18 protein-coding genes and 1 pseudogene are annotated in these 22,144 nt (G+C 70.8%); 9 read left to right on the plus strand and 10 right to left on the minus strand.

Features of this window, described 5'->3' with window-relative positions; all coding sequences use genetic code 11:
• Positions 1-177: 177 nt before the first annotated feature.
• From ACZ6WH_RS32825 to cimA, 4 genes are all read left to right on the plus strand, one after another.
• Complete coding sequence (locus ACZ6WH_RS32825; protein ID WP_469733042.1) at positions 178-1,242, plus strand: agmatine deiminase family protein; 1,065 nt, start codon at positions 178-180, stop codon at positions 1,240-1,242.
• Positions 1,243-1,275: 33 nt separating this feature from the next.
• On the plus strand, positions 1,276-1,902 hold the full coding sequence (locus ACZ6WH_RS32830; RefSeq protein WP_432859073.1) for a TetR/AcrR family transcriptional regulator: 627 nt from the start codon (positions 1,276-1,278) through the stop codon (positions 1,900-1,902).
• A gap of 74 nt (positions 1,903-1,976) precedes the next feature.
• The gene (locus ACZ6WH_RS32835) at positions 1,977-3,296 is read left to right on the plus strand and encodes an MFS transporter (protein WP_469733044.1); all 1,320 of its coding nucleotides are present in this window, start codon (positions 1,977-1,979) and stop codon (positions 3,294-3,296) included.
• Between the two features lie 283 nt (positions 3,297-3,579).
• The gene (cimA, locus tag ACZ6WH_RS32840) at positions 3,580-5,193 is read left to right on the plus strand and encodes a citramalate synthase (RefSeq protein WP_469733046.1); all 1,614 of its coding nucleotides are present in this window, start codon (positions 3,580-3,582) and stop codon (positions 5,191-5,193) included.
• Between the two features lie 66 nt (positions 5,194-5,259).
• Here cimA and ACZ6WH_RS32845 read toward each other — a convergent pair.
• From ACZ6WH_RS32845 to ACZ6WH_RS32855, 3 genes and pseudogenes are all read right to left on the minus strand, one after another.
• Positions 5,260-5,728, minus strand: a pseudogene (locus ACZ6WH_RS32845) (NUDIX domain-containing protein); the annotation flags it as partial.
• A 4-nt stretch (positions 5,729-5,732) separates the two neighbouring features.
• Positions 5,733-6,398 carry a helix-turn-helix domain-containing protein gene (locus tag ACZ6WH_RS32850; RefSeq protein WP_469733048.1) on the minus strand — a complete coding sequence of 222 codons (666 nt, stop codon included), beginning with the start codon at positions 6,396-6,398 and terminating at the stop codon, positions 5,733-5,735.
• Positions 6,399-6,653: 255 nt separating this feature from the next.
• Positions 6,654-7,271: a YceI family protein gene (locus tag ACZ6WH_RS32855; protein ID WP_469733050.1), complete on the minus strand. Its 618-nt coding sequence runs from the start codon at positions 7,269-7,271 to the stop codon at positions 6,654-6,656.
• 258 nt (positions 7,272-7,529) lie between these two features.
• Here ACZ6WH_RS32855 and ACZ6WH_RS32860 point away from each other — a divergent pair, with 258 nt between their 5' ends.
• From ACZ6WH_RS32860 to ACZ6WH_RS32875, 4 genes are all read left to right on the plus strand, one after another.
• The gene (locus ACZ6WH_RS32860; RefSeq protein ID WP_432859081.1) at positions 7,530-8,039 is read left to right on the plus strand and encodes a hypothetical protein; all 510 of its coding nucleotides are present in this window, start codon (positions 7,530-7,532) and stop codon (positions 8,037-8,039) included.
• 2 nt (positions 8,040-8,041) lie between these two features.
• On the plus strand, positions 8,042-10,447 hold the full coding sequence (locus ACZ6WH_RS32865; RefSeq protein WP_469733052.1) for a polysaccharide lyase 8 family protein: 2,406 nt from the start codon (positions 8,042-8,044) through the stop codon (positions 10,445-10,447).
• A 271-nt stretch (positions 10,448-10,718) separates the two neighbouring features.
• Positions 10,719-12,302 carry an acyl-CoA carboxylase subunit beta gene (locus tag ACZ6WH_RS32870; RefSeq protein ID WP_361556064.1) on the plus strand — a complete coding sequence of 528 codons (1,584 nt, stop codon included), beginning with the start codon at positions 10,719-10,721 and terminating at the stop codon, positions 12,300-12,302.
• 46 nt (positions 12,303-12,348) lie between these two features.
• Positions 12,349-12,576 (plus strand): acyl-CoA carboxylase epsilon subunit, encoded by a 228-nt coding sequence (locus ACZ6WH_RS32875; RefSeq protein WP_361556067.1) that lies wholly within the window; start codon positions 12,349-12,351, stop codon positions 12,574-12,576.
• 56 nt (positions 12,577-12,632) lie between these two features.
• Here ACZ6WH_RS32875 and ACZ6WH_RS32880 read toward each other — a convergent pair whose 3' ends face one another.
• Positions 12,633-13,937 carry an MFS transporter gene (locus tag ACZ6WH_RS32880; RefSeq protein WP_469733055.1) on the minus strand — a complete coding sequence of 435 codons (1,305 nt, stop codon included), beginning with the start codon at positions 13,935-13,937 and terminating at the stop codon, positions 12,633-12,635.
• 202 nt (positions 13,938-14,139) lie between these two features.
• On the opposite strand from ACZ6WH_RS32880, the gene ACZ6WH_RS32885 reads away from it, so the two are divergent.
• Positions 14,140-15,897, plus strand: a complete 1,758-nt coding sequence (locus ACZ6WH_RS32885) for a dihydroxyacetone kinase family protein (RefSeq protein ID WP_469733057.1) — start codon at positions 14,140-14,142, stop codon at positions 15,895-15,897.
• Between the two features lie 111 nt (positions 15,898-16,008).
• On the opposite strand, the gene ACZ6WH_RS32890 is transcribed toward ACZ6WH_RS32885, so the two are convergent.
• From ACZ6WH_RS32890 to ACZ6WH_RS32915, 6 genes are all read right to left on the minus strand, one after another.
• On the minus strand, positions 16,009-16,587 hold the full coding sequence (locus ACZ6WH_RS32890) for a GTP-binding protein (RefSeq protein WP_073447656.1): 579 nt from the start codon (positions 16,585-16,587) through the stop codon (positions 16,009-16,011).
• A complete protein-coding gene (locus ACZ6WH_RS32895) occupies positions 16,568-17,173 on the minus strand; it encodes a DUF742 domain-containing protein (RefSeq protein WP_432859090.1) in 606 nt (201 codons plus the stop codon). The genes ACZ6WH_RS32890 and ACZ6WH_RS32895 overlap by 20 nt, the downstream gene beginning before the upstream one ends.
• A gap of 84 nt (positions 17,174-17,257) precedes the next feature.
• Positions 17,258-17,671: a roadblock/LC7 domain-containing protein gene (locus tag ACZ6WH_RS32900; protein ID WP_030257992.1), complete on the minus strand. Its 414-nt coding sequence runs from the start codon at positions 17,669-17,671 to the stop codon at positions 17,258-17,260.
• 10 nt (positions 17,672-17,681) lie between these two features.
• On the minus strand, positions 17,682-20,843 hold the full coding sequence (locus ACZ6WH_RS32905; RefSeq protein WP_469733060.1) for a sensor histidine kinase: 3,162 nt from the start codon (positions 20,841-20,843) through the stop codon (positions 17,682-17,684).
• Positions 20,844-21,173: 330 nt separating this feature from the next.
• Positions 21,174-21,752: a GTP-binding protein gene (locus ACZ6WH_RS32910; protein ID WP_361556082.1), complete on the minus strand. Its 579-nt coding sequence runs from the start codon at positions 21,750-21,752 to the stop codon at positions 21,174-21,176.
• Positions 21,733-22,134 (minus strand): DUF742 domain-containing protein, encoded by a 402-nt coding sequence (locus ACZ6WH_RS32915; protein ID WP_361556085.1) that lies wholly within the window; start codon positions 22,132-22,134, stop codon positions 21,733-21,735. The genes ACZ6WH_RS32910 and ACZ6WH_RS32915 overlap by 20 nt, the downstream gene beginning before the upstream one ends.
• Positions 22,135-22,144: the final 10 nt, after the last annotated feature.

Genomic DNA, 22,144 nt, shown 5'->3' on the forward strand with positions numbered 1-22,144 from the left:
GCCGGTCCGCGCTGCCCGGACCGGCCCCGCACCTGCCGCAGCGGCCTGCCCCGCTGCGGCCGGCACGCCCCGCCCGGGGCCCCGTCCCTTCCCGGGCGGCACCGGGGCGGCCGCCCCTCCCCGGGCGGCCGTCCCGCCTTCCACACCCTCGCCCTCTCCCACGCAAGGACGCAGTTCATGACGGACCAGCCCCTCCCCGCCACCGGCGCCACCCCCGCCGCCGACGGATACGCCATGCCCCCGGAGTGGGCACCCCACGAGCGCACCTGGATGGCCTGGCCCGGCCCCAACTTCACCTTCGGCGAAGAAGGCGGCACCGACCTCTCCGAAGCCCGCGTCGCCTGGGCCCGCGTGGCACGCGCCGTACGCCGCTTCGAACCCGTCACCGTCGTCGCGGGGCCCGGCCAGACCGCCAACGCGCGCGGCCTCCTCGGCCCCGACATCGACGTCGTCGAGCGGGAACTGAACGACGCCTGGATGCGCGACATCGGCCCCACCTTCCTCGCCGGACACGGCCAACTCGCCGCGACCGACTGGGTGTTCAACGGCTGGGGCGCCCAGGAGTGGGCGCGCTGGGAACACGACGCGAAGATCGCCGGCGAGGTCGCCGGCCTCGCCGGCGCCCGCCGCTACGCCACCCCCCTCGTCAACGAGGGCGGCGGCCTCCACATCGACGGCGAGGGCACCGTCCTGCTCACCGAGACCGTCCAGCTCGACCCCGGCCGCAACCCCGGCCGCACCCGCGACGAGGTCGAAGCCGAGATCCACGCCCACCTCGGCACCACCAAGGCGATCTGGCTGCCCCGCGGCCTCACCGCCGACTACGGGCAGTTCGGCACCCGCGGCCACGTCGACATCGTCGCCGCCTTCGCCCGCCCCGGCACCGTCGTCGTCCACACCCAGCCCGACCCCGCCCACCCCGACCACGCGGTCTGCACCGAAATCGTCAAGATCCTGCAGAGCGCCACCGACGCCCGCGGCCGGCAGCTGGAGGTCGTCGAAGTACCGGCACCCACCGTCATCGAGGAGGACGGCGAGTTCGTCGACTACTCCTACATCAACCACTACCTCTGCAACGACGGCGTCGTCCTCTGCTCCTTCGACGACCCGCGCGACGAGCACGCCGCCGGAATCTTCCGCCGGCTCTTCCCCGGCCGTACGGTCACCCTCGTCGACGCCCGTACGATCTTCGCTGCGGGTGGCGGCATCCACTGCATCACCCAGCAGCAGCCCAAGGTCTGATCAGCCACCGATCAGCCGGTCCAGGAGGTCACCGTGCCCGGTCCCGCACGCCGTCCCCGGCGGCGGCTCAGCCAGCCACGCGAGCAGGTGCTCGCCGCGGCCATGACCACCATCGCCGAAGAGGGCCTGGACCGGCTCACCATGGCCGGACTCGGCCGCGAGGTCGGCATGAGCAGCGGCCACATCCTCTACTACTTCGGCACCAAGGACGAGCTGCTGCTCCAGACCCTCCAGTGGAGCGAGGAACAGCTCGGCGCGCAGCGCCGCGCCGAGCTGGCCCGCCCCGCCCCCACCCGCGACCGCATCGACGCCCTCGTCGACCTCTACCTCCCCGACGGCCCCCGCGACCCCCGCTGGACCCTCTGGCTGGAGGTCTGGAACCGCTCCCAGAACGCCGACGACGCCACCCGCCAGCGCCAGCTCGACCTGGAACTCGCCTGGCACCGCGACCTCGTCGCCCTCCTCGTCGAAGGCGCCTCCAAAGGCGAACTGCGCACCATCGACGCCGAACGTTTCGCCACCCGCACCCGCGCCCTCCTCGACGGCTTCGGCACCCACCTCGTCGTCGGCCTCCCCGGCCTCTCCCGCCCGGACGTACTCGGACACGTACGCGACTTCCTGGACGAAACGCTCACGCGGGCCGACGGCGAACGCACGTAAGGCACGGAACGAAGCCTGATCGTTGTCCGGTGCACCCTTGCCGAAAAGTCCCAGCTCCGGCACCGTTCTCGGCTATGGGACGAGAGCAATGGAAGAAGATCTGGGTCGGGTCCGCCGGCAACATGGTCGAGTGGTTCGACTGGTTCGTGTACGCGAGCTTCGCCGTGTACTTCGCGGACTCCTTCTTCCCCAAGGGCAATGAGACCGCCAACCTCATGAACACCATGGGCGTCTTCGCGGTCGGCTTCTTCATGCGACCGGTCGGCGGCTGGCTGCTCGGCCGGGTCGGCGACCGCAAGGGCCGCAAGGCCGCCCTCACGCTCACCGTCACCCTGATGTCGGCCTCCGCCGTCCTCATCGCGGTCGCCCCCACCTACGCGGTCGCCGGCTACGGCGGCGTCGCCGTCCTCCTCGTCGCCCGCATGCTCCAGGGCCTCTCCGTCGGCGGCGAGTACGCCGCCAGCGCCACCTACCTCACCGAAGCCTCCGCACCCGGCCGCCGCGGCTTCGCCTCCAGCTTCCAGTACGTCTCGATGACCGCCGGCCAGCTCCTCGGCCTCGGCCTCCAGATCATCCTCCAGCGCACCATGTCCGAGGACGCGCTCCACAGCTGGGCCTGGCGCATCCCCTTCATCATCGGCGCCCTCGGCGCCGCCATCGTCTTCTACCTCCGCCGCAACATGCTGGAGACCGAGGTCTACGCCGAGGACGACACCGCCAACGCCGACCCCGACCGCGGCACCCTCAAGGCCCTGTGGGCCCACAAGCGCGAGGCGTTCCTGGTCATCGCCCTCACCATGGGCGGCACCGTGGCGTACTACACGTACACCACCTACCTCACCAAGTACCTCTCCAACAGCGCCGGCCTGGCCAAGCCGACCGCCTCCCTGGTCAGCTTCTGCGCCCTCTTCGTCTTCATGTGCATCCAGCCGCTGGCCGGCAAGCTGTCCGACCGCATCGGCCGCCGCCCGCTGCTGATCACCTTCGCCATCGGCTCGACCTTCCTCACCGTGCCGATCATGACCCTGCTGCGGCACGCCGGCTCCTTCTGGCCCGCCCTCGGCCTCGCCCTGCTCGCCCTCGTCGTCGTCACCGGCTACACCTCGATCAACGCCTGCGTGAAGGCCGAGCTGTTCCCCACCGGCATCCGCGCCCTCGGCGTCGCCCTGCCGTACGCCATCGCCAATGCCCTCTTCGGCGGCACCGCCGAGTACGTCGCCCTGTGGTTCAAGAAGGGCGGCATCGAGTCCGGCTACTACTGGTACGTCGCCGGCTGCGCCGCCGTCTCCCTGGTCGTCTACCTGACGATGCGGGAAACCCGCACCATCGACCTCCACCGCGTCACCAAGGACGAGGCGGCCGAGGGGAAGGATCAGCGACTGCTCGCATCCTGAGACGGTGGGCGCTTTGGGGGCAGTCGTATGCAAGACTGCCCCCATGCTCTCGTTCGCCATGATTATTGGCAGCAGGCGCGCCGGTCCGCAGTGACCGCCCCGTACGAAACCGAGTACGGCGCGGCACCGTCGTCCCAGACCCGCGCGCAGACCTCTCGCACCCGCGAGAGGTTTTTTCGTTTCCCGGCCCACCAGCCACCGGGAACGGAGCGCGAGGGATCATGAGGGGACGGTGGAGCCGGTAATTCCGGTAGACCGAGATCCCGACAGGAGCCAGACCAGCATGACGGACACCTCAGAACCCTCTCCTCTGTCCGACGATTTCCATGTGTTCGACACGACGCTGCGCGACGGCGCGCAGCGCGAGGGCATCAACCTGACCGTCGCGGACAAGCTGACCATCGCACGCCACCTGGACGACTTCGGCGTGGGCTTCATCGAGGGCGGCTGGCCCGGCGCCAACCCCCGGGACACCGAGTTCTTCCAGCGCGTACAGGAAGAGGTCCCCTTCCGCCACGCACAGCTGGTCGCCTTTGGGGCCACCCGCAAGGCCGGCGTACGCGTCGAGGACGACGCGCAGGTCAAGGCCCTGCTGGACTCCAAAGCGCCGGTGATCACCCTGGTCGCCAAGTCCCACGTCCGCCATGTGGAACTGGCCCTGCGCACCACGCCGGAGGAGAACCTGGCGATGATCCGGGACACCGTCGCGTACCTGCGCGAACAGGGCCGCCGGGTCTTCCTGGACTGCGAGCACTTCTTCGACGGCTACGCGCTGGACGCGGCCTACGCCAAGCAGGTCGTCCGTACCGCCAGTGCGGCCGGCGCGGACGTCGTCGTGCTCTGCGATACCAACGGCGGCATGCTCCCCGCCCAGGTCACCGCCGTCGTCCGGACCGTCCTCGCGGACACCGGCGCACGGCTGGGCATCCACGCCCAGGACGACACCGGCTGCGCCGTCGCCAACACCCTGGCCGCCGTCGACGCGGGCGCCACGCACGTGCAGTGCACCGCCAACGGCTACGGGGAGCGGGTCGGCAACTCCAACCTCTTCCCGGTCGTGGCCGCACTGGAGCTGAAGTACGGCCGCAAGGTGCTGCCCGAGGGCAAGCTCGCCGAGACCACCCGTATCTCGCACGCCATCGCCGAGGTCGTGAACCTCACGCCCTCCACCCACCAGCCCTACGTCGGCCTCTCCGCCTTCGCGCACAAGGCGGGCCTGCACGCCTCCGCGATCAAGGTCGACCCGGACCTGTACCAGCACATCGCCCCCGAGCTGGTCGGCAACACCATGCGGATGCTGGTCTCCGACATGGCCGGCCGCGCCTCGATCGAGCTCAAGGGCAAGGAGCTGGGAATAGACCTCGGCGGCGACCGTGAACTGGTCGGCCGGGTCGTGGAGCGGGTCAAGGAGCGCGAGCTCGCCGGTTACACGTACGAGGCCGCCGACGCCTCCTTCGAACTCCTGCTGCGCGAGGAGGTCCAGGGCAGGCCGCTGCGCTACTTCACCGTCGAGTCCTGGCGGGCGATCGTGGAGGACCGCCCGGACGGCACGCACGCCAACGAGGCCACGGTGAAGCTGTGGGCGAAGGGCGAGCGGATAGTGGCCACGGCGGAGGGCAACGGCCCGGTCAACGCCCTGGACCGGGCGCTGCGGGTCGCGCTGGAGCAGATCTACCCGCAGCTCGCGTCGATGGAGCTGGTGGACTACAAGGTCCGCATCCTGGAAGGCGCACTCGGCACCGGCTCGATCACCCGCGTCCTGGTCTCCACGGGCGACGGCCGCGGCGAGTGGTCCACGGTGGGCGTAGCGGAAAACGTCATCGCCGCGTCGTGGCAGGCCCTGGACGACGCGTACGCGTACGGCCTGCTCCGCGCGGGGGTGGAGCCGCAGGACTGACCCCGACAGGTACGAGGGCCCCGGCCGGTTCCGTCGAACCGGCCGGGGCCACCGCCGTGCCGGCTGGCCCAGATACGGAACTCGGCGATTTTCCAAGAAGTGACGCAGGCGCAGGCGCTGGGTTCGGTGCATGGGCAGCGTGCCGATCTCGTCAGCCGCGACGAATCGGACCTCCGTCGACTCGTTGGAGACGGTCAGCGAGCCTCCTACCACGCGCCCGGTGAAGCACACATTGAACTGCCGCCGCACCTCGCCGTCGCTGTATTCGATGATGTGACGCGGGTCCGTGTACGTACCGACCAGACCGGTGATCTCCACGTCCAGCCCGGTCTCTTCCTTCACTTCCCGGACAGCCGTGTCCGGCAGGGATTCCGCCAGCTCCATGACCCCACCGGGGGAGGGCCCACAGCCCGTTGTCGGTGCGCTTCTGAAGGAGGATGCGTCCCTCGGCGTCGGCGACCACGGCGGAAGCCGCCACGACCATGCTGTTCGGTTCCGGTGCCTTCGGATCGTCGAAGTACTCAGTACGGGACATGGCGTCACTCTGTCACGGGGCTGGCGGTATCCCACACGGCGTCGAAGCTGCCCGCGTAGGTGCTGAAGAGCGTGCCGCCGCTGCTGTGCCGCAGGTGCCATACGGGAGCGGCGTAGGCGTTTGCACCCCACACGTGCGCATTGACCAGCATCTGATCGTCGGCGCGGTACAGGCTGTTGTAGAGAGCTGCGGCGTGCGTACGCAGCTCGATTCCCGGCGTGCCGCACAAAGGGCGGTAGTGCATGATCGCCAGCCGGCAACGCGACTCGATCCCGTGCCCGAACTTTTCGCCCCCGCCTCGCTGGTGGACTCTTTCGCTGTCGGGGTCGCCGACGGCGATGCGCACGGCGCATCCCTGCGCCGCCCGTTCGCGCGCCGGAGCCATGAGATCGATGAAGACGGACACGGGCACGTCTGCCCGCTGTTCGTACAGGGTGACCAGTTCCGGGCTGACGGCCCGCGCGGCTCGTGGCTGCCGTAATGCCGGCCAGAGTGCGTGCACGTCCTCGCCTGGAAGCTCGGCGGCTTGGAGCGCTGTGGCACGCCTGGGGCTCCGGCCGAGATTCACCCAGCGTTCAACGGATTTGGGGTCGACCCCGGTGGCGTCGGCGAGAGCAGCGTGCGTCCACCCGCCAGATGCCATGACGGACCGCAGGCGTTCGTTGGGCATGGCCCCCGGAGCACAGGATGTCTGTAGGGACGTTATAGAGCTTGCGGGACGTCCCATAGTGGGGAATGTACGTGGTTTCCTTGTCCCGGTGACCGACGCGACCATCGGGCCATGGATGCTGCACCGAAGGCCGCCGAGCCTGCGATCTAGGCGATGTGCGCCAGGCGAGGGGGAGTGGCTGAGGGCGGGGCCCACCGGCGGGGAGGGGGAGGGGCCCCGACAGGGAACGGGCGGGGCCCCGGCTCCCCGGAGCCCTCAAGCCCCCTTGACCGCCGAGATGTCGAAGACCAGCTTGACCTTGTCGCTGACCATCACGCCGCCCGTCTCCAGGGCGGCGTTCCACGTCAGGCCCCACTCGGAGCGGAGGATCTCGGCGCTGCCCTCGAAGCCCACGCGCTCGGCGCCGTAGACGTCGGTGGCGGAGCCGTTGAACTCCAGGTCGATGGTGAGCGGCTTGGTGACGTCCTTGATCGTCAGGTCGCCGGTGACCCGGTACGTCTCGCTGTCGGTCTGCTCGACGGCGGTGGAGCGGAAGGTCATCAGGGGGAACTTCTCCGCGTCGAAGAAGTCGGCGCTCTTCAGGTGGCCGTCGCGGTCCGCGATGCCGGTGTCGATGCTGTCGATCCTCACGTCGATGGCGGCGGTCGAGGCGGCCGGGTTCGCACCGTCCAGGCGGAGGGTGCCCTCGTGCTCGCCGAAGGAGCCGCGGACGTTGGTGACCATGGCGTGCCGCACCGTGAAGCCGATGCTGCTGTGTGCCGGGTCGATGGTGTACTCGCCGGTCAGCGCGGCCAGTGCGGGGTCCGCCGCGAGGGTCGCGGTGGCGGCGGGGGCGGCGGTCTCGGTGGCGCGCTTGCGGTTGAACAGAGCCATGGCTCCTCCTCGGGGGACGGGTCGGGGGGACCTCGGGCGTTGCTGTCGAACTTCTTGTTTAACGTTCAACGAGATCGAGCGTAGACCTCTCTGGTTCAAAATTCAACCTTTCTGTCGGGGGATGGCGGGACGGTCTTCGTCCGCCCTGCTCACAAGGGCTGGCGACGCGCGTAGAGGTCGGGCATCATCTGCGGTGCTCCACCTGCACCGCCGAAACATCCGTCGCACGGTTCACCGGTTCACCGCAGGAGGTTCCCCTTGAGAGTCCGTACCGTCCTCAGCGCGCTGGCCCTCGTCCTCGGCGTCCTGTTCGCCCCCGGCTTCGGCGTCCTCACCGGCGCCGGCGAGGCGCACGCCGTCACCAAGCTCACCCACTCCCAGGCCACCACGATGTTCCGCAACGCCGGCATCACCTGGTCCTCCTCCGGCGGCTGTTCGGACCGCAACACCCCGACCTGCACCTCCTTCGACCAGCTGAACCAGGCCACCGCCCAGGGCGCCGTCACGCTCAAGAAGGCGAGCGGCTGCGCGCTGAACATCACCGGCGGCACCGAGACCGGCCACGCGAGCGGCACGTACAGCCACTGGAACGGCTACAAGCTGGACTTCGCGCTGAGCAGCTGCGTCAGCAACTACGTGACCGGCACCTTCGCCTACATCGGCGTACGCGGCGACGGCGCGCCGATGTACCAGTCCGGTTCCGGCAACATCTACGCCAAGGAGGGCTCCCACTGGGACGTCCTCTACTACAACTGCGGCGGCTGCTGACCATGGCGCCGCCCGCTTCCCACTGGACCCGCAGGGGCTTCCTCGCGGCGGGCGGCGCGGGCGCGGCCGCCCTCGCGCTGTCCGCGCCGGACGCCGTCGCCGCCGGCCCCGGCCGGGCGGCCCCCGCCGCCGACGAGTACGACACCCTGCGGCAGCGCTGGGCCGACCTCCAGCTGGGCACCGACTACGACCCGGCCGCCGAGCCGTACGCCTCCCGGCTGCGGGAGACCGGCGACCTCGCCCGGCGGTTCCGGGCGGCCATGGCGCCGGCCGCCGCGTCGCTCTGGCCGGACTGCCCGTTCGACCCGCCGGCCGGCATCACCCGCAGCTACAGCCGGCTGAACACCCTGGCGCAGGCGTACGCCCAGCCCGGTACGGGACTCACCGGCGACGCGGGCGTCCTCGCCGACGTCCTCGCGGGCCTGGACCACCTCGAAGCGAAGGTCTACAACCCCACGACCACCCGGTACGGCAACTGGTGGGAGTGGCAGATCGGCAGCCCGCGGCTGCTGCTGGACACGATGACGATCGTCGACGAGGCGCTGAGCGACGCGCAGCGGGACCGGTACCTCGCCGCGGTCGACCACTTCGTGCCCGACTCGATGCTCGGCGACTACACCGGCACGAGCACCGGGGCCAACCGCGTCGACCTGTGCCGGGTCGTCGCGGTGCGCGGCGTCCTGGGCCGGTCGGCGGCGAAGCTGGCGCTCGCCCGCGACGCGCTCTCGCCGGTCTTCCCGTACGTGACGAAGGGCGACGGGCTGTACGCCGACGGGTCCTTCGTCCAGCACACCTGGGTCGCCTACTCCGGCACGTACGGCTTCGTGCTGCTGGACGGGCTCGGGCGGCTGTTCACGCTGCTGCGCGGCAGCAGCTGGGAGGTGACCGACCCGAAGCGGCAGATCATCTTCGACAGTGTGGAGAATGCCTACGCGCCGCTGCTGCACAACGGCCTGATGATGGACAGCGTCAACGGGCGGGCGGTCAGCCGCGGTTACCTGGCCGACGACGACCTGAAGGTGATGCGCAGCGACCACTTCCACGGGCACGCGCTGCTGGCCGCGGTGACGGTGCTGGCGCAGGGGGCCTCCGCCGCCGAGCGGGACCGCTGGCACGCCCTGGTCAAGGGCTGGATCGAACGGGACAGCACGCTGGACGTGCTGACCGACCGGCAGTTCGGCGTCGCCGACGCCGCGCGGCTGGCCGCCGTGGCCGCCGGGCCGGAACCCGCGGCGCCCGAGCCGGTCGCGCACAAGCTGTTCCCCGCCATGGACCGGGCGGTGCACCGCCGCCCCGGCTTCGCCGCGAACATCGCCATGGCCTCGGAGCGGATCACGTACTACGAGAACGGCAACGGGGAGAATCCGCGCGGCTGGCACACCGGTGCGGGGATGCTCTACTGGTGGGGCGCGGACTTCGGGGGCGGTCAGTACACCGACGCCTTCTGGCCGACGGTGGACCCGTACCGCCTGCCGGGGACCACGGTGTCCACCAAGCGGCTCGCCGACAACGAGGGCGGCGGCTGGGGTGAGCCCAAGCCCGCCGCGACCTGGGTGGGCGGCACCGCGGACGGCGAGTTCGCGGCCGTGGGGCAGGACGTCCGCGGCCTGGCGTCGATGCTGCGGGCCAAGAAGTCCTGGTTCTGCCTGGCCGACGCGGTGGTCTGCCTGGGCGCGGGGATCACCGGGCAGGACGGCGTGCCCGCCGAGACGGTCGTCGACAACCGCAACCTCGGCGCCTCGGGAAGCCCGGTGCTCACGGTCGACGGTGTCCGGCAGTCCTCGGCGACCGGCTGGAAGGGCACCTTCCCGCGGGCCCGCTGGGCGCACCTGGAGGGGCACGGCGGGTACGTCTTTCCCGGCGGCGCGGGGCTGCGGGCGCTGCGGGAGGCCCGTACGGGCGCGTGGCGGGACATCAACACCGGCTCCTCGCCGGACCGGCTCACCCGCCGCTACCTCACGCTCTGGCACGAGCACGGCACCGATCCGGTGGACGCGTCGTACGCCTACGTCCTGATGCCGGGTGCCGGGCCGCGTGCCCTCGCGGCGCGCGCCGCCGACCGGCACTGGCTGCGGGTGCTCGCCAACACCGGCGTCGTGCAGGCGGTGGAGGTGCGCGCGCTGGGGGTGACGGCGGCGAACTTCTGGAGCGCCGGTACGGCGGGGCCGCTGACCGTCTCGGCGCCGGTCTCGGTGCTGGTGCGCGGGCGCGGCCCGACGGCGACGCTGTGCGTGGCGGAGCCGCCGCGTACGGGGGAGCCGGTGGAGGTCGTCTGGGACCGGCGGGTGCGCGGCGTGGTGAGCGCCGGGCCGGGCGTCACGGTCCTGGAGGCCGGCCGGCGGCTGCGGCTGCGGGTGGCGCCGGGGAAGGTCTGCGCCACGTTCCGCTGTACGGTCACCACGGGCTGACCCGTCCGCCGGGCAGGTGCGGGCCGGTCCCGCCGCCCGGCGGACGCGCGGGCCGGCGGCCGGGAAGCGCGGTCAACCGGCGGACCGCCACAAGACGACACCGGTGTCTTTTGTGGGTCCCGCACAGTGTCCGCGGAGTGGTCGATTGCGTCCGGGCCGGGCCCGCGCCCCGCGTACAGCGTGGTTCTGTTCTGCTTGCCCACCAAATCGCGCTCGACGTTGTACGAAACCGACATCGGTTCCCGAGCAGGTGTCCGCGTACGGTCGATGCATGACCACTGTCGAAGATGCGCCCGCCGAGGCGAACGACGCCCGCGGGCGCGTCGCCGAGCTGCACGCGATCCGTGAGCAGGCCCGGCGAGGCCCGAGTGAGCGCGCCACCGAGGCCCAGCGCGCCAAGGGCAAGCTCACCGCCCGCGAGCGGATCGACCTCCTGTTGGACGAGGGGTCCTTCAACGAGGTGGAGCCGCTCCGCCGGCACCGTGCGACCGGCTTCGGCCTGGAGAACAAGAAGCCCTACACCGACGGTGTGATCACCGGCTGGGGCACCGTGCACGGCCGTACCGTCTTCGTGTACGCGCACGACTTCCGGATCTTCGGCGGCGCGCTGGGCGAGGCCCACGCCACCAAGATCCACAAGATCATGGACATGGCCATCCAGGCCGGTGCGCCGCTGGTGTCGCTGAACGACGGCGCGGGCGCCCGGATCCAGGAGGGCGTCTCGGCGCTGGCCGGCTACGGCGGCATCTTCCAGCGCAACACCAAGGCCTCCGGCGTCATCCCGCAGATCAGCGTGATGCTCGGCCCGTGCGCCGGCGGCGCCGCCTACAGCCCGGCGCTGACGGACTTCGTGTTCATGGTGCGGGAGACCTCGCAGATGTTCATCACAGGCCCGGACGTGGTCCGCGCGGTGACCGGCGAGGAGATCACCCAGAACGGGCTGGGCGGCGCGGATGTGCACGCCGAGACCTCCGGCGTGTGCCACTTCGCGTACGACGACGAGCAGACCTGCCTCGAAGAGGTGCGTTACCTGCTCGCGCTGCTGCCGTCCAACAACCGGGAGAACCCGCCGTCGGTCCCGTGCGACGACCCGGCGGACCGCTCGGGCGAGGACCTGCTGGACCTGGTGCCCGCCGACGGCAACCGGCCGTACGACATGCGCAAGGTGATCGAGGAGATCGTCGACGACGGCGAGTTCCTGGAGGTCCACGAGCGCTGGGCGACCAACATCATCTGTGCGCTGTCCCGCATGGGCGGCGAGGTCGTCGGCATCATCGCCAACCAGCCGCAGTCGCTGGCGGGCGTGCTGGACATCGAGGCGTCGGAGAAGGCTGCCCGTTTCGTCCAGATGTGCGATGCTTTCAATATCCCGATCCTCACGCTGCTGGACGTCCCCGGCTTCCTGCCGGGCGTCGACCAGGAGCACGGCGGGATCATCCGGCACGGCGCGAAGCTGCTGTACGCGTACTGCAACGCCACCGTGCCGCGGATCTCGATCGTGCTGCGCAAGGCCTACGGCGGTGCCTACATCGTCATGGACTCCCAGTCCATCGGCGCCGACCTGACCTATGCGTGGCCGACCAACGAGATCGCCGTGATGGGCGCCGAGGGCGCGGCCAACGTGATCTTCCGCAAGCAGATCGCCGAGGCGGACGACCCGGAGGCCATGCGGGCGCGCATGGTCAAGGAGTACAAGTCCGAGCTGATGCACCCGTACTACGCGGCCGAGCGCGGCCTGGTCGACGACGTGATCGACCCGACCGAGACCCGCGAGGTGCTGATCCGCTCGCTGGCCATGCTCCGGTCCAAGCACGCCGACCTCCCGGCCCGCAAGCACGGCAACCCGCCGCAGTAACCGGACCACCACCACCGGCCACCAGAACCGCAGCCACCCTGCGACCTTGGAGACGACGAAAGTGAACCCTGCCGCTACCTCCGACCGTTCCCTGGTCCGCGTCGAGAAGGGCGAGGCCAGCGAGGAGGAGCTCGCCGCGCTGACCGCGGTGCTGCTCGCCCGTGCCGCCCACCGCCCCGCCGACGTGCCGGCGCAGCCGTACGCCACGGCAGCGCGCTGGCGCCGCCTGGAGCGTCAGCGCGGCTTCCACGGCGCGAGCTCCTGGCAGCGTTGACGCAGCGACGTACGAAGGGCCCCGCACACCTCGGTGTGCGGGGCCCCTTTTTGCGGCTAAGCCGCCGCCGCTCTCGCGGATCCGGTTGCTCGCCGTTCGGGTTCCTCCATTGATGGCTGGGGCTCTTCCGGCAGCTTCAGGTACAGGGTCATCAGCGCCGAGGCGACGTACAGTGCGGCGAAGATGATGACGACGCCGGCCGGGCCGAGCGGGTCGAGGAAGAGGCTGACGACGGCGGGGCCGACGAAGGCCGCGCCGCCCGCGCCCAGGTTCAGCAGCGCCATCGCGCCGCCCTTGTTCTCCGGGGCCAGCGCCGGGATCAGTGCGGAGATCGGTACGAAGCCGGCCAGCGTGATGCCGTAGAGCATGCCGCAGACGATCGCGACCGGGTAGTTGCTGCCGACGGCCTGCGGGACGAAGTACAGCGTCAGGGTCGTGATCGCGCAGCCGATGCCGCCGAAGGAGGCGATCGTCCGCCGCCAGCCGATCCGGTCGCCGATGACGCCGAAGATCAGGTTGAAGACGACGTTCGTGCCGTAGATCACGGCGAGCAGGGTCAGCCAGCGGCCCTCGCCGAAGTGCAGTTCCTTGGCGAAGAAGGTGGGCAGGAAGACCAGGAAGCCGAACTCCGGCGCGGTGTTGATGATGCGTACCACGCAGCCCACCGCGACCCGCGGGTGCGTCCAGGCGATGGAGAGGCTGGAGACCAGCGACTGCACCGGCCTGACCTCGGGCGGTGCCAGCCGGGAGAAGCCGGTGCGCTCCTTCACGCCGAACATGCAGAAGGCGCCGCCGAGCGCGATGATGCCGAGCGCCACCCACAGGGTGCCGAACTGGCCGAAGACCGGGTTGGTGGCGCCGGCGACCAGCGAGCCGAGCGTCGGCAGGCCGCCGGTGAAGGCCATGTAGAACCAGCCGACCGCGGCACCCATCCGCGCCATGGGTGCCGTCGCCGTGATCCAGACCAGGAATCCGAAGGCGAACAGCGGGTAGCCAAAGCCCCGCAGGCCGTAGAAGACCAGCATCAGGGCGTAGTTCTCGGGCCCGAGCGCGAAGACCAGGTAGAGGACGTCGAAGACGATCCAGATGGCCAGGCCCAGCTGCATCACCCGGCGCGGGCCCCACAGGTCCGACAGGGCACCGGAGAGCCAGGAGGCGAGCATGACCGTGACGCCGTAAGCAGTGATCACATAGGAGGCGTGCACCTCGGTGCCCGCGCCGTGCTCGGCCATGTAAGGAGCGATGAAGCCCGACTCGACGCCGTCGCCGACCATGAAGAGCAGGACGCCGAGGTAGCCGTAGACCAGCGCCTTGGGGATGCCGAGGCGGTCCGGCAGTGAGAGCGCCGAGGGTGGAGCCATGTCGCGCCTCCGTGGGGAGAGGGTGTGCCGTGAACGGGGATGCGAGCAGCATGAATCCTGTGAACTTCACATGCAAGGTGTGATGCCGGGTTTTTACTCCCGTGATTTTCGCGGCGGTGGCCGTGATTTGCGGCTCAGGGGGTGACGAATCTGTGATCTGGATGTTAAATCCAACAGGGACGGAACAAAGGAGTGTGCCCTGATGACCACGACGCCCGACGGCCTCGGACACAACGCCGCGACCTTCCGCGAGGACTGGCTGGAAGGACTGGCCGACGCGTACGCGCGCACGCTCCGGAGGGTCCCCGGCACCTTCGGCGTGGTCGGCCGCCACGCCCCGCGCCCCGGCAAGGTCGCCCTCGTCATCGGCGGCGGTTCCGGCCACTACCCGGCCTTCGCCGGGCTGGTCGGGCCCGGCCTCGCGGACGCGGCGGCGGTCGGCGACGTCTTCGCCAGCCCCAGCGCCGAGCAGATCTACCGCACAGCCAAGGCCGCCGACGGCGGCGCCGGCGTGCTGATGTCCTACGGGAACTACGCCGGCGACGTGATGCACTTCGGCCTGGCGGCCCGCCGCCTCGCCGCCGAGGGCGTGCCCGTGCACACCGTCCTGGTCACCGACGACGTGGCCAGCGGCCCGCCGCCGGTGGAGGGCCAGGAGATCGACCCCTCGCGCGACCGGCGCGGGGTCGCGGGCGACTTCTTCGTCTTCAAGGTGGCGGGCGCGGCCGCCGAGCGGGGCGACGACCTGGCCGGCGTGACCCGGCTGGCCGCCCGCGCCAACGCCATGACCCGCACCTTCGGCGCCGCCTTCTCGGGCTGCACGCTGCCCGGCGCTGCCGAGCCGCTGTTCACCGTCACCGAGGGCACCACCGAGCTGGGCATGGGCATCCACGGCGAGCCCGGCCTGCGCACCACCCGCAGCCTCACCGCGAGCGAGCTGGCCGACGAGCTGGTCGACAACCTCCTCCCGGAGCTGCCGCCGCTGCCCGAGGGCGCGGGCGGCCGGGTCGCGGTGCTGCTCAACGGCCTCGGCCGGACCAAGTACGAAGAGATGTTCGTGGTGTTCCGGCAGGTCAACCGGCGTCTGAAGGCGGCGGGGCTGACGCCCTTCCGGCCGGAGGTCGGCGAGTTCGTCACCTCCTTCGACATGGCGGGCGTCTCGCTGTCGGTGATGGTCCTCGACGACGAACTGGCCGAGCTGTACGACGCGCCGTGCGACACCCCGGCCTTCCGCAGCCTGCCCGGTCCCCGTACGGACGCCGACGACGTACGGGAGACCGCTGCGGTGCCCGAACAGCGGCCGCGGGCCGCGCCCGCCGCCGACCTGCCCGCGACCGCCGCGCTCCGGGCCGCGCTGGACCTGGTCGCCGCGAACGAGGACGAGCTGGGCCGCCTCGACGGGGTCGCGGGCGACGGGGACCACGGCATCGGGATCGTGCGCGGGCTGCGGGCCGCGGTGGCGGCCGCGCGCGCCGACGAGCCGGGACCGGCCGGTGACCCGCGCTCGGCGGGCCGCGCGCTGCTCGGCGCGGGCCTGGCCCTCGCGGACGCCTCCGGAGGAGCCTCGGGCGCGCTGTACGGGGCGCTGCTGGCCGAGACCGGCGCCGTCCTCGTACGGGCCCCGGAAGGCGCCTCCTGCACGACGGCGCTGCTCGCGGAGGCCGTGGCCGCGGCGCAGCGGGCCGTGTCGGAGCTGGGCGGCGCCGCGGTGGGCGAGAAGACCATGCTGGACGCGCTGGACCCGTTCCGGGCCGAGCTGGCCGCCCGTACGGGCGAGGACCCGGCGACGGCCTGGCGGGCCGCGGCCGAGGCCGCCACGAAGGCGGCCGCCGCGACGGCCGGGCTGACCCCTGCGCGGGGGCGTGCCGCCCGGATGGGATCGATGGGGTACGGCCACGCGGACGCGGGCGCGACGTCGCTCGCGTTGCTCGTCACCGCCGTGGGGGTCACGCTCCGCTGACGTCCGCGCCGCCGCGGTGGCCGGTCGCGCAGTTCCCCGCGCCCCTTGGGCGCAGCGCGCGAAGGGCCCCGCACACCAGGGTGTGCGGGGCCCTTCGCGTACGGGCGGGCGCTAGCGCAGGCGTGCCATGAGGGCGTGCTCCACGAGCGTGATGAGCGCGCTCTTGGCCTCGCTGCGGTGCCGTGCGTCCGTCGTGATGATCGGTGCGTCCGGGCCGATCTGCAGGGCCTCACGGACCTCGTCGGGGGTGTACGGCTGGTGCCCGTCGAAGCCGTTGAGGGCGATGACGAACGGCAGGCCGCTGTTCTCGAAGTAGTCCACGGCCGGAAAACAGTCCGCCAGGCGGCGGGTGTCCACCAGCACCACGGCGCCGATCGCGCCGCGGACCAGGTCGTCCCACATGAACCAGAACCGGTCCTGACCGGGCGTACCGAAGAGGTACAGGATCAGGTCCTGGTCCAGGGTGATACGGCCGAAGTCCATCGCCACCGTCGTGGTGGTCTTGTCCGGCGCGTGCGTGAGGTCGTCGATGCCCGCCGAGGCGGAGGTCATCACGGCTTCGGTACGCAGCGGATTGATCTCAGAGACGGCCCCGACGAAGGTCGTCTTGCCCACGCCGAAGCCGCCCGCCACCACGATCTTCGCGGAGGTGGTGGAGCGGGCTGCACCGCTAGAGCTTGCGAAGTCCACTGAGCACCCTTTCGAGCAGTGTCACATCTGGCTGTCCGCCGGCGGACTCGTCACCGCCGGGCTGATGGATGGCGACGAGTCCGGCCTCCGCCAGGTCGGCGACGAGGATCCGGGCGACGCCGAGGGGGATGGAGAGGAGCGCGGAGATCTCGGCGACCGACTTGATCTCGCGGCACAGATGGCAGATGCGCTGATGCTCCGGCAGCTGGCCCTGCAGCTGACCCGGGCCGGCCGTGGTGTGCACCAGGGCCTCGATGGCGAGCTGGTAGCGCGGCCGGGTGCGGCCCCCGGTCATGGCGTACGGGCGGACCAGCGGGTTCTGCGCGCCACCGGTAGGCGCCGACGGCTCGGGCCGCCGGTGCGGCTGGACCGGTTCTATACGGGGAACCCGGGGCCCCTCGTCACCGTAGCCGTACGGCGACGGAGAGGGGCTGCCGTACGACGTGTCGTAGGGCTGCGGCGCGGGCGGCCGCGGCTGCCGGCGACTCGGTGCGGAAGGGAAGTTGAAGCGGTTGTACTGGGTTTCGCCCTGCGACTCGGGCTGATGCCCAAAATCGTACGGGTATCCGTTAGGGGGCGTTGCCACGTTTCCTCCTCCAACTTGCCGATCCGACGCCGGTCGCGCCACCGCACCCTATGGCGCGGTGGCGAGAAACGCACTGCCTGTCTGTCAGTTGAGAAGGCTGCCCTGCAGTTCGGCGCGCAGGTCGGGCGTGAGAACACTGCCCGCGCGGTCGACCAGAAGGGCCATCTCGTAACCGACGAGGCCGATGTCGCACTCGGGGTGCGCCAGTACGGCCAGCGACGATCCGTCCGAGACGGACATGATGAAGAGGAAGCCGCGCTCCATCTCCACCACGGTCTGATTGACGCTCCCGCCTTCGAAAATGCGGGAGGCACCCGAGGTCAGCGAGGTGAGCCCGGAGGCCACCGCCGCCAACTGGTCGGCTCTGTCCCGAGGGAAACCCTCGGACATGGCGAGGAGGAGACCGTCCGCGGAGACCACGACCGTGTGGGACACACCGGGGGTGTTGTCCACGAAGTTGGTGATCAACCAGTTCAGGTTCTGCGCCGCCTGGCTCATCGGGCTCACACTAACGCTCCTGATCGTAGGTGCTGCCGGGGCCGAAGCCCTGTTGGTCATTCTTGGGTGCCTCCATACCGGCACTGCGTCCCTGCTGGATACCGCGGCGCAGGTTGCTCAGCCTGCCCCGGACATCCTCGGGCGCGCGGGAGACCTGGGGGCCGCCCTGCAGGGTCTGCTCCGCCGTGCCCTCGACCAGGTTGGCCTTGGGCACGCGCCGGGGGAGACCGGAGGGAGTGATCCCGCCCGCCTTCGGCTCACGAAGCTGCTCCGCTCGCTGCCAGCGCTCGTCGTTGGCAGTGCGCCAACCGAAGCTGTCCTCCGACGCGCTCCGCTGTTGCGGGGGCGACGCCGACTCCTCGGGCTGCTGCCACTCCTGCTGGCCCGGCGCCTTGTCGCCTCCGCGGCGCGGAAGGCCGGCGTCGGTCAGCGAGTGGGTTTCGCTCGGGGTGGGACCCGGACGATCGAATGCTACGCGTTCCTGCGGCTGTGCGGGAGCGTCCGGACCATTGTGGTCCGATTCCGCTTGTCCGCCGAAGTACCCCTGGAACGAAGCGGGTTCGCTCCAGGCGGGACGCTGCTGGTCCTGCGCCGGGTACTGCGGCTGCTCACCAGTGGCTTCCGAAGGCCGCTGGTCAAACATGTTCCCGCCGCCGAAGGACGGGGCACCGTAGCCGCCGCCGGCAGGCTCGTCGAAGCCCTGCCCGCCGGGCTCCTGGGGGGCGTACGGCTGCTCCTGGAAGCCGTTGTACGCGCCGCCCGAGCCCTCCGCTTCGCCACGCCGGGGGAGCCCGCCGAAGTCCTGCGCCGGGTTCTGCGCCGGCTCCTGGCCCTGCCGCGCACCGTTCTGCGGCGCGCCGCTCTGGGCCTCCAGCGCCGCGCGGCGCTCCTCGCGGAGCAGCGAGCGGCCCACGGGGTCCAGGTCCCGGCCGTCGTCCGACGGCCGGTAGTGGTCGTCGAAGCCGAGCTCGGCCGCGGTACGGATGTCGGGCTGCTGGGTGAACGACTGCGGGTGCTCCGGCATGATCCGGGAGACCGTGAAGTCGTCCTCGAACTGCTCCTCGCCGCCACCGCCGTGGGTGATCGCCTCCGGCAGCATGACCAGCGAGGTGGTGCCGGCCGTCTCGCCCGAGGGGCGCAGCTGGACGCGGATGCCGTGCCGGTCCGCCAGCCGGCCGACCACGAACAGGCCCATGCGCTGGGAGATCGCGATGTCGACGGTCGGCGGGTTGGCCAGCTTGTGGTTGATGTCCGCGAAGTCCTCGGGGGTGAGCCCGATGCCCTTGTCGTGGATCTCGATCATCACGCGGCCGTCCGGGAGACGGGTCGCGGTGACCCGCACCTTGGTCTGCGGCGAGGAGAACGTGGTGGCGTTCTCCAGCAGCTCCGACAGCAGGTGCACGAGGTCGGTCACGGCCTGGCCGTGGATCTCGCTCTCCGGGACGCCCTGGAGCTCGATGCGCTCGTAGGACTCCACCTCGGAGGTGGCCGCGCGCAACACGTCGACCAGCGGGACCGGCTGGGTCCAGCGGCGGCCGGGCTCCTCGCCCGCGAGGATGAGGAGGTTCTCGCCGTTGCGCCGCATACGGGTGGCGAGGTGGTCCAGGCGGAAGAGGCTCTCCAGCTGGTCCGGGTCCGCCTCGTTGTTCTCCAGGTCGGTGATGAGCGTCAGCTGCCGCTCGATCAGGCCCTGGTTACGGCGCGAGAGGTTGGTGAAGATCGCGTTGACGTTGCCCCGCAGCAGCGCCTGCTCGGCGGCCAGCCGCACGGCCTCGCGGTGGACCTGGTCGAAGGCCCGCGCGACCTCGCCGATCTCGTCGGTGGTGGAGATCGGGATCGGCTTGATCCGGGTGTCGACCCGGCCCGGGTCCGTACGGGAGAGCTGGTCGACCAGCATCGGCAGCCGCTGCTCCGCGATGCCGAAGGCGGCGGTGCGCAGCTCCTGCATGTTGCGGGTCATCGAGCGGGCCATCAGGCCGGCGATGAGGAAGGCGATGATCAGCGCGCCCAGGGCCACGCCGGAGTCCACGAAGGTGGTCTGCTGCGCGTCGGACGAGATCTGCGCGGCCTCGGCCACCGCCTTGTCGGCGAGGTCCTTCTCGATGCCGCGGTACATGTCGAACTTGCCGGTGGCGGCCGTGTACCAGGTCTTCGGAGTGATGCCCTTGGCGGCGAGCAGCTGCGGCGAGGCGCCGGAGGAGATCGCCTGGACCATCTGGTCCATGGTCGGCGGCGCCCGGAAGGTGCGCCCGGCCGCGGCGGACTGCCGCTTGGCCTGCGCCGCCTGCTCCTGCGCCTTCTTCTTCAGCGCGGCGGAGTCCGTCTTCAGGCGCGTGATGTCCTCGGGGGTGCCGCCGGAGGTGTACTCGCCGATGGCGATGCCCTCCAGGTAGGCGTACGACGCGTAGGCGGTCAGCTGCTTCTTGCGCTCCTTGGCGTCGGACGCCGGGTGCACCAGCAGGTGGGTGCCGATGGAGCGCTGCAGTGACGTGGCGGCCTTGGCCAGCGAGACGGCGTAGACCGTACGGCCGTAGGAGGTGATGTTGCCGGTGCCCAGACCCAGCTCGTTGGAGAACTCCATCAGCGGGTGCTGGACCTCGGTGTAGCCCTCCTCGGTCTGCACGCCGGCCAGCTGCGAGGTGTAGGCAGCCTTGCGGAGCGCGTCGAGCTTGGGCTCGACCTTCTCGAAGACCGCGAGGCGGCGCTTCAGGCCCGGCTTGTCGGGCATGTTCTTGACGGCGTCGTGGAAGTCGGCCGCGGCGGCGTCGGTGTCGGCGCGGGCGTCGCGGACGGCCGGGTCGTTCTGCTTGCCCTGGAGGAGCGGCGCCGCGGTGCGGTCACGCTCGTCGACGAGGGCCTGGCCGTAGGAGGCTGCGGCCTGGACCAGCTTCGCGGTGTTCTCGGCGTCCTGCGCCTCGTTCCAGGTGCCGACCGAGGTGTTCACCCGCAGCCCGGCGAAGATCAGCGCCAGGATCACGGGGAGCAGCAGGATCGCGTTCAGGCGGGTGGCCACCCGCCAGTTGCGCGGGGACATCCGGTTGCCGCGTACCGGCTGGGCGGTCAGCGGACTTTCGGGCGCGTCGGAAGGCGACGCCGTATGACGCGGCGGCGGTGTGAAGTTGCCCCGCTGCGCCGCCTGCTGCGGCGCGGGGCCCGACTTGCTTCGCCTCACTCGACCAACAACCTCTCGGCGCCGGCACGTCTCTCACTGTGCCGTTTCGTTCTGGGCGTTACCTACTCCGGAGTTCAGCGAATTCCAGCACGTCAGGGCCGCGCGTTCCAAACAGTGCGCAAAAGATGAGCAAGGCCGGTGGGGCGCCAGATAAAAGGGGCGTTAAGGGCGAGGCACGGCAAAAGCCGGGGTGAAAGTGAACACAGCGAAGCCAGCTGTGCGCATCCGGTGTCCAGGTGCTGGGATTTCTCTGTCGAAACGTTATGAACGCCGGGGCCCGGCGTGTCCAAGGACACAACGGGCCCCGGCGCAACTGACCACGCCGAAGCGCTACTTGAGTCGCGCCATCAGAGCGTGCTCGACCAGCGTGATGAGGGCACCCTTGGCCTCGCTGCGGTGCCGCGCGTCGGTGGTGATGATCGGCGCGTCGGGGCCGATCTGCAGCGCCTCCCGGACCTCGTCCGGGGTGTACGGCTGCGCTCCGTCGAAGCCGTTCAGCGCGATCACGAACGGCAGCCCGCTGTTCTCGAAGTAGTCGACGGCGGGGAAGCAGTCGGCGAGCCGGCGGGTGTCGACCAGCACCACCGCGCCGATCGCACCGCGGACCAGGTCGTCCCACATGAACCAGAAGCGGTCCTGGCCGGGCGTGCCGAAAAGATAAAGGATCAAATCCTGATCGAGGGTGATACGCCCGAAATCCATGGCGACGGTGGTCGTCGTCTTGTCCTGCACGTGACTGAGGTCGTCGATGCCCGCCGAAGCGGACGTCATCACGGCCTCGGTACGCAGCGGATTGATCTCGGAGACCGCCCCGACAAAGGTGGTTTTGCCCACGCCGAAACCGCCCGCCACCACAATCTTCGCGGACGTGGTCGAACGGGACTCGGCCTCAGAGCTTTCGAAGTCCACTGAGCACCCTCTCCAGCAAGGTCACATCGGGCGTGCCGCCGGCCTCACCGCTGCCACCGGGCTGGTGGATCGCCACCATCCCGGCCTCGGCCAGGTCGGCGACCAGGATTCTGGCCACCCCCAGCGGTATGTGAAGCAGCGCGGAAACCTCCGCCACCGACTTGACCTCGGCACACAGATGGCAGATGCGCTGGTGCTCCGGCAGCAGTCCGGGCAGCTGGGAGGGATCGGCCGTGGTGCTGACCAGCGCCTCTATGGCGAGCTGGTAACGCGGCCGGGTCCGGCCTCCGGTCATCGCGTAGGGGCGGACCAGTGGCTGGTCGCCCCCGTCGGCGTACGGGGTATGGCCGTACGGGCCGGGCGAAGCGGGTGGCGGGGTCATGGGTCCTCCG

The organism is Streptomyces sp. NPDC050806 (assembly GCF_055586425.1).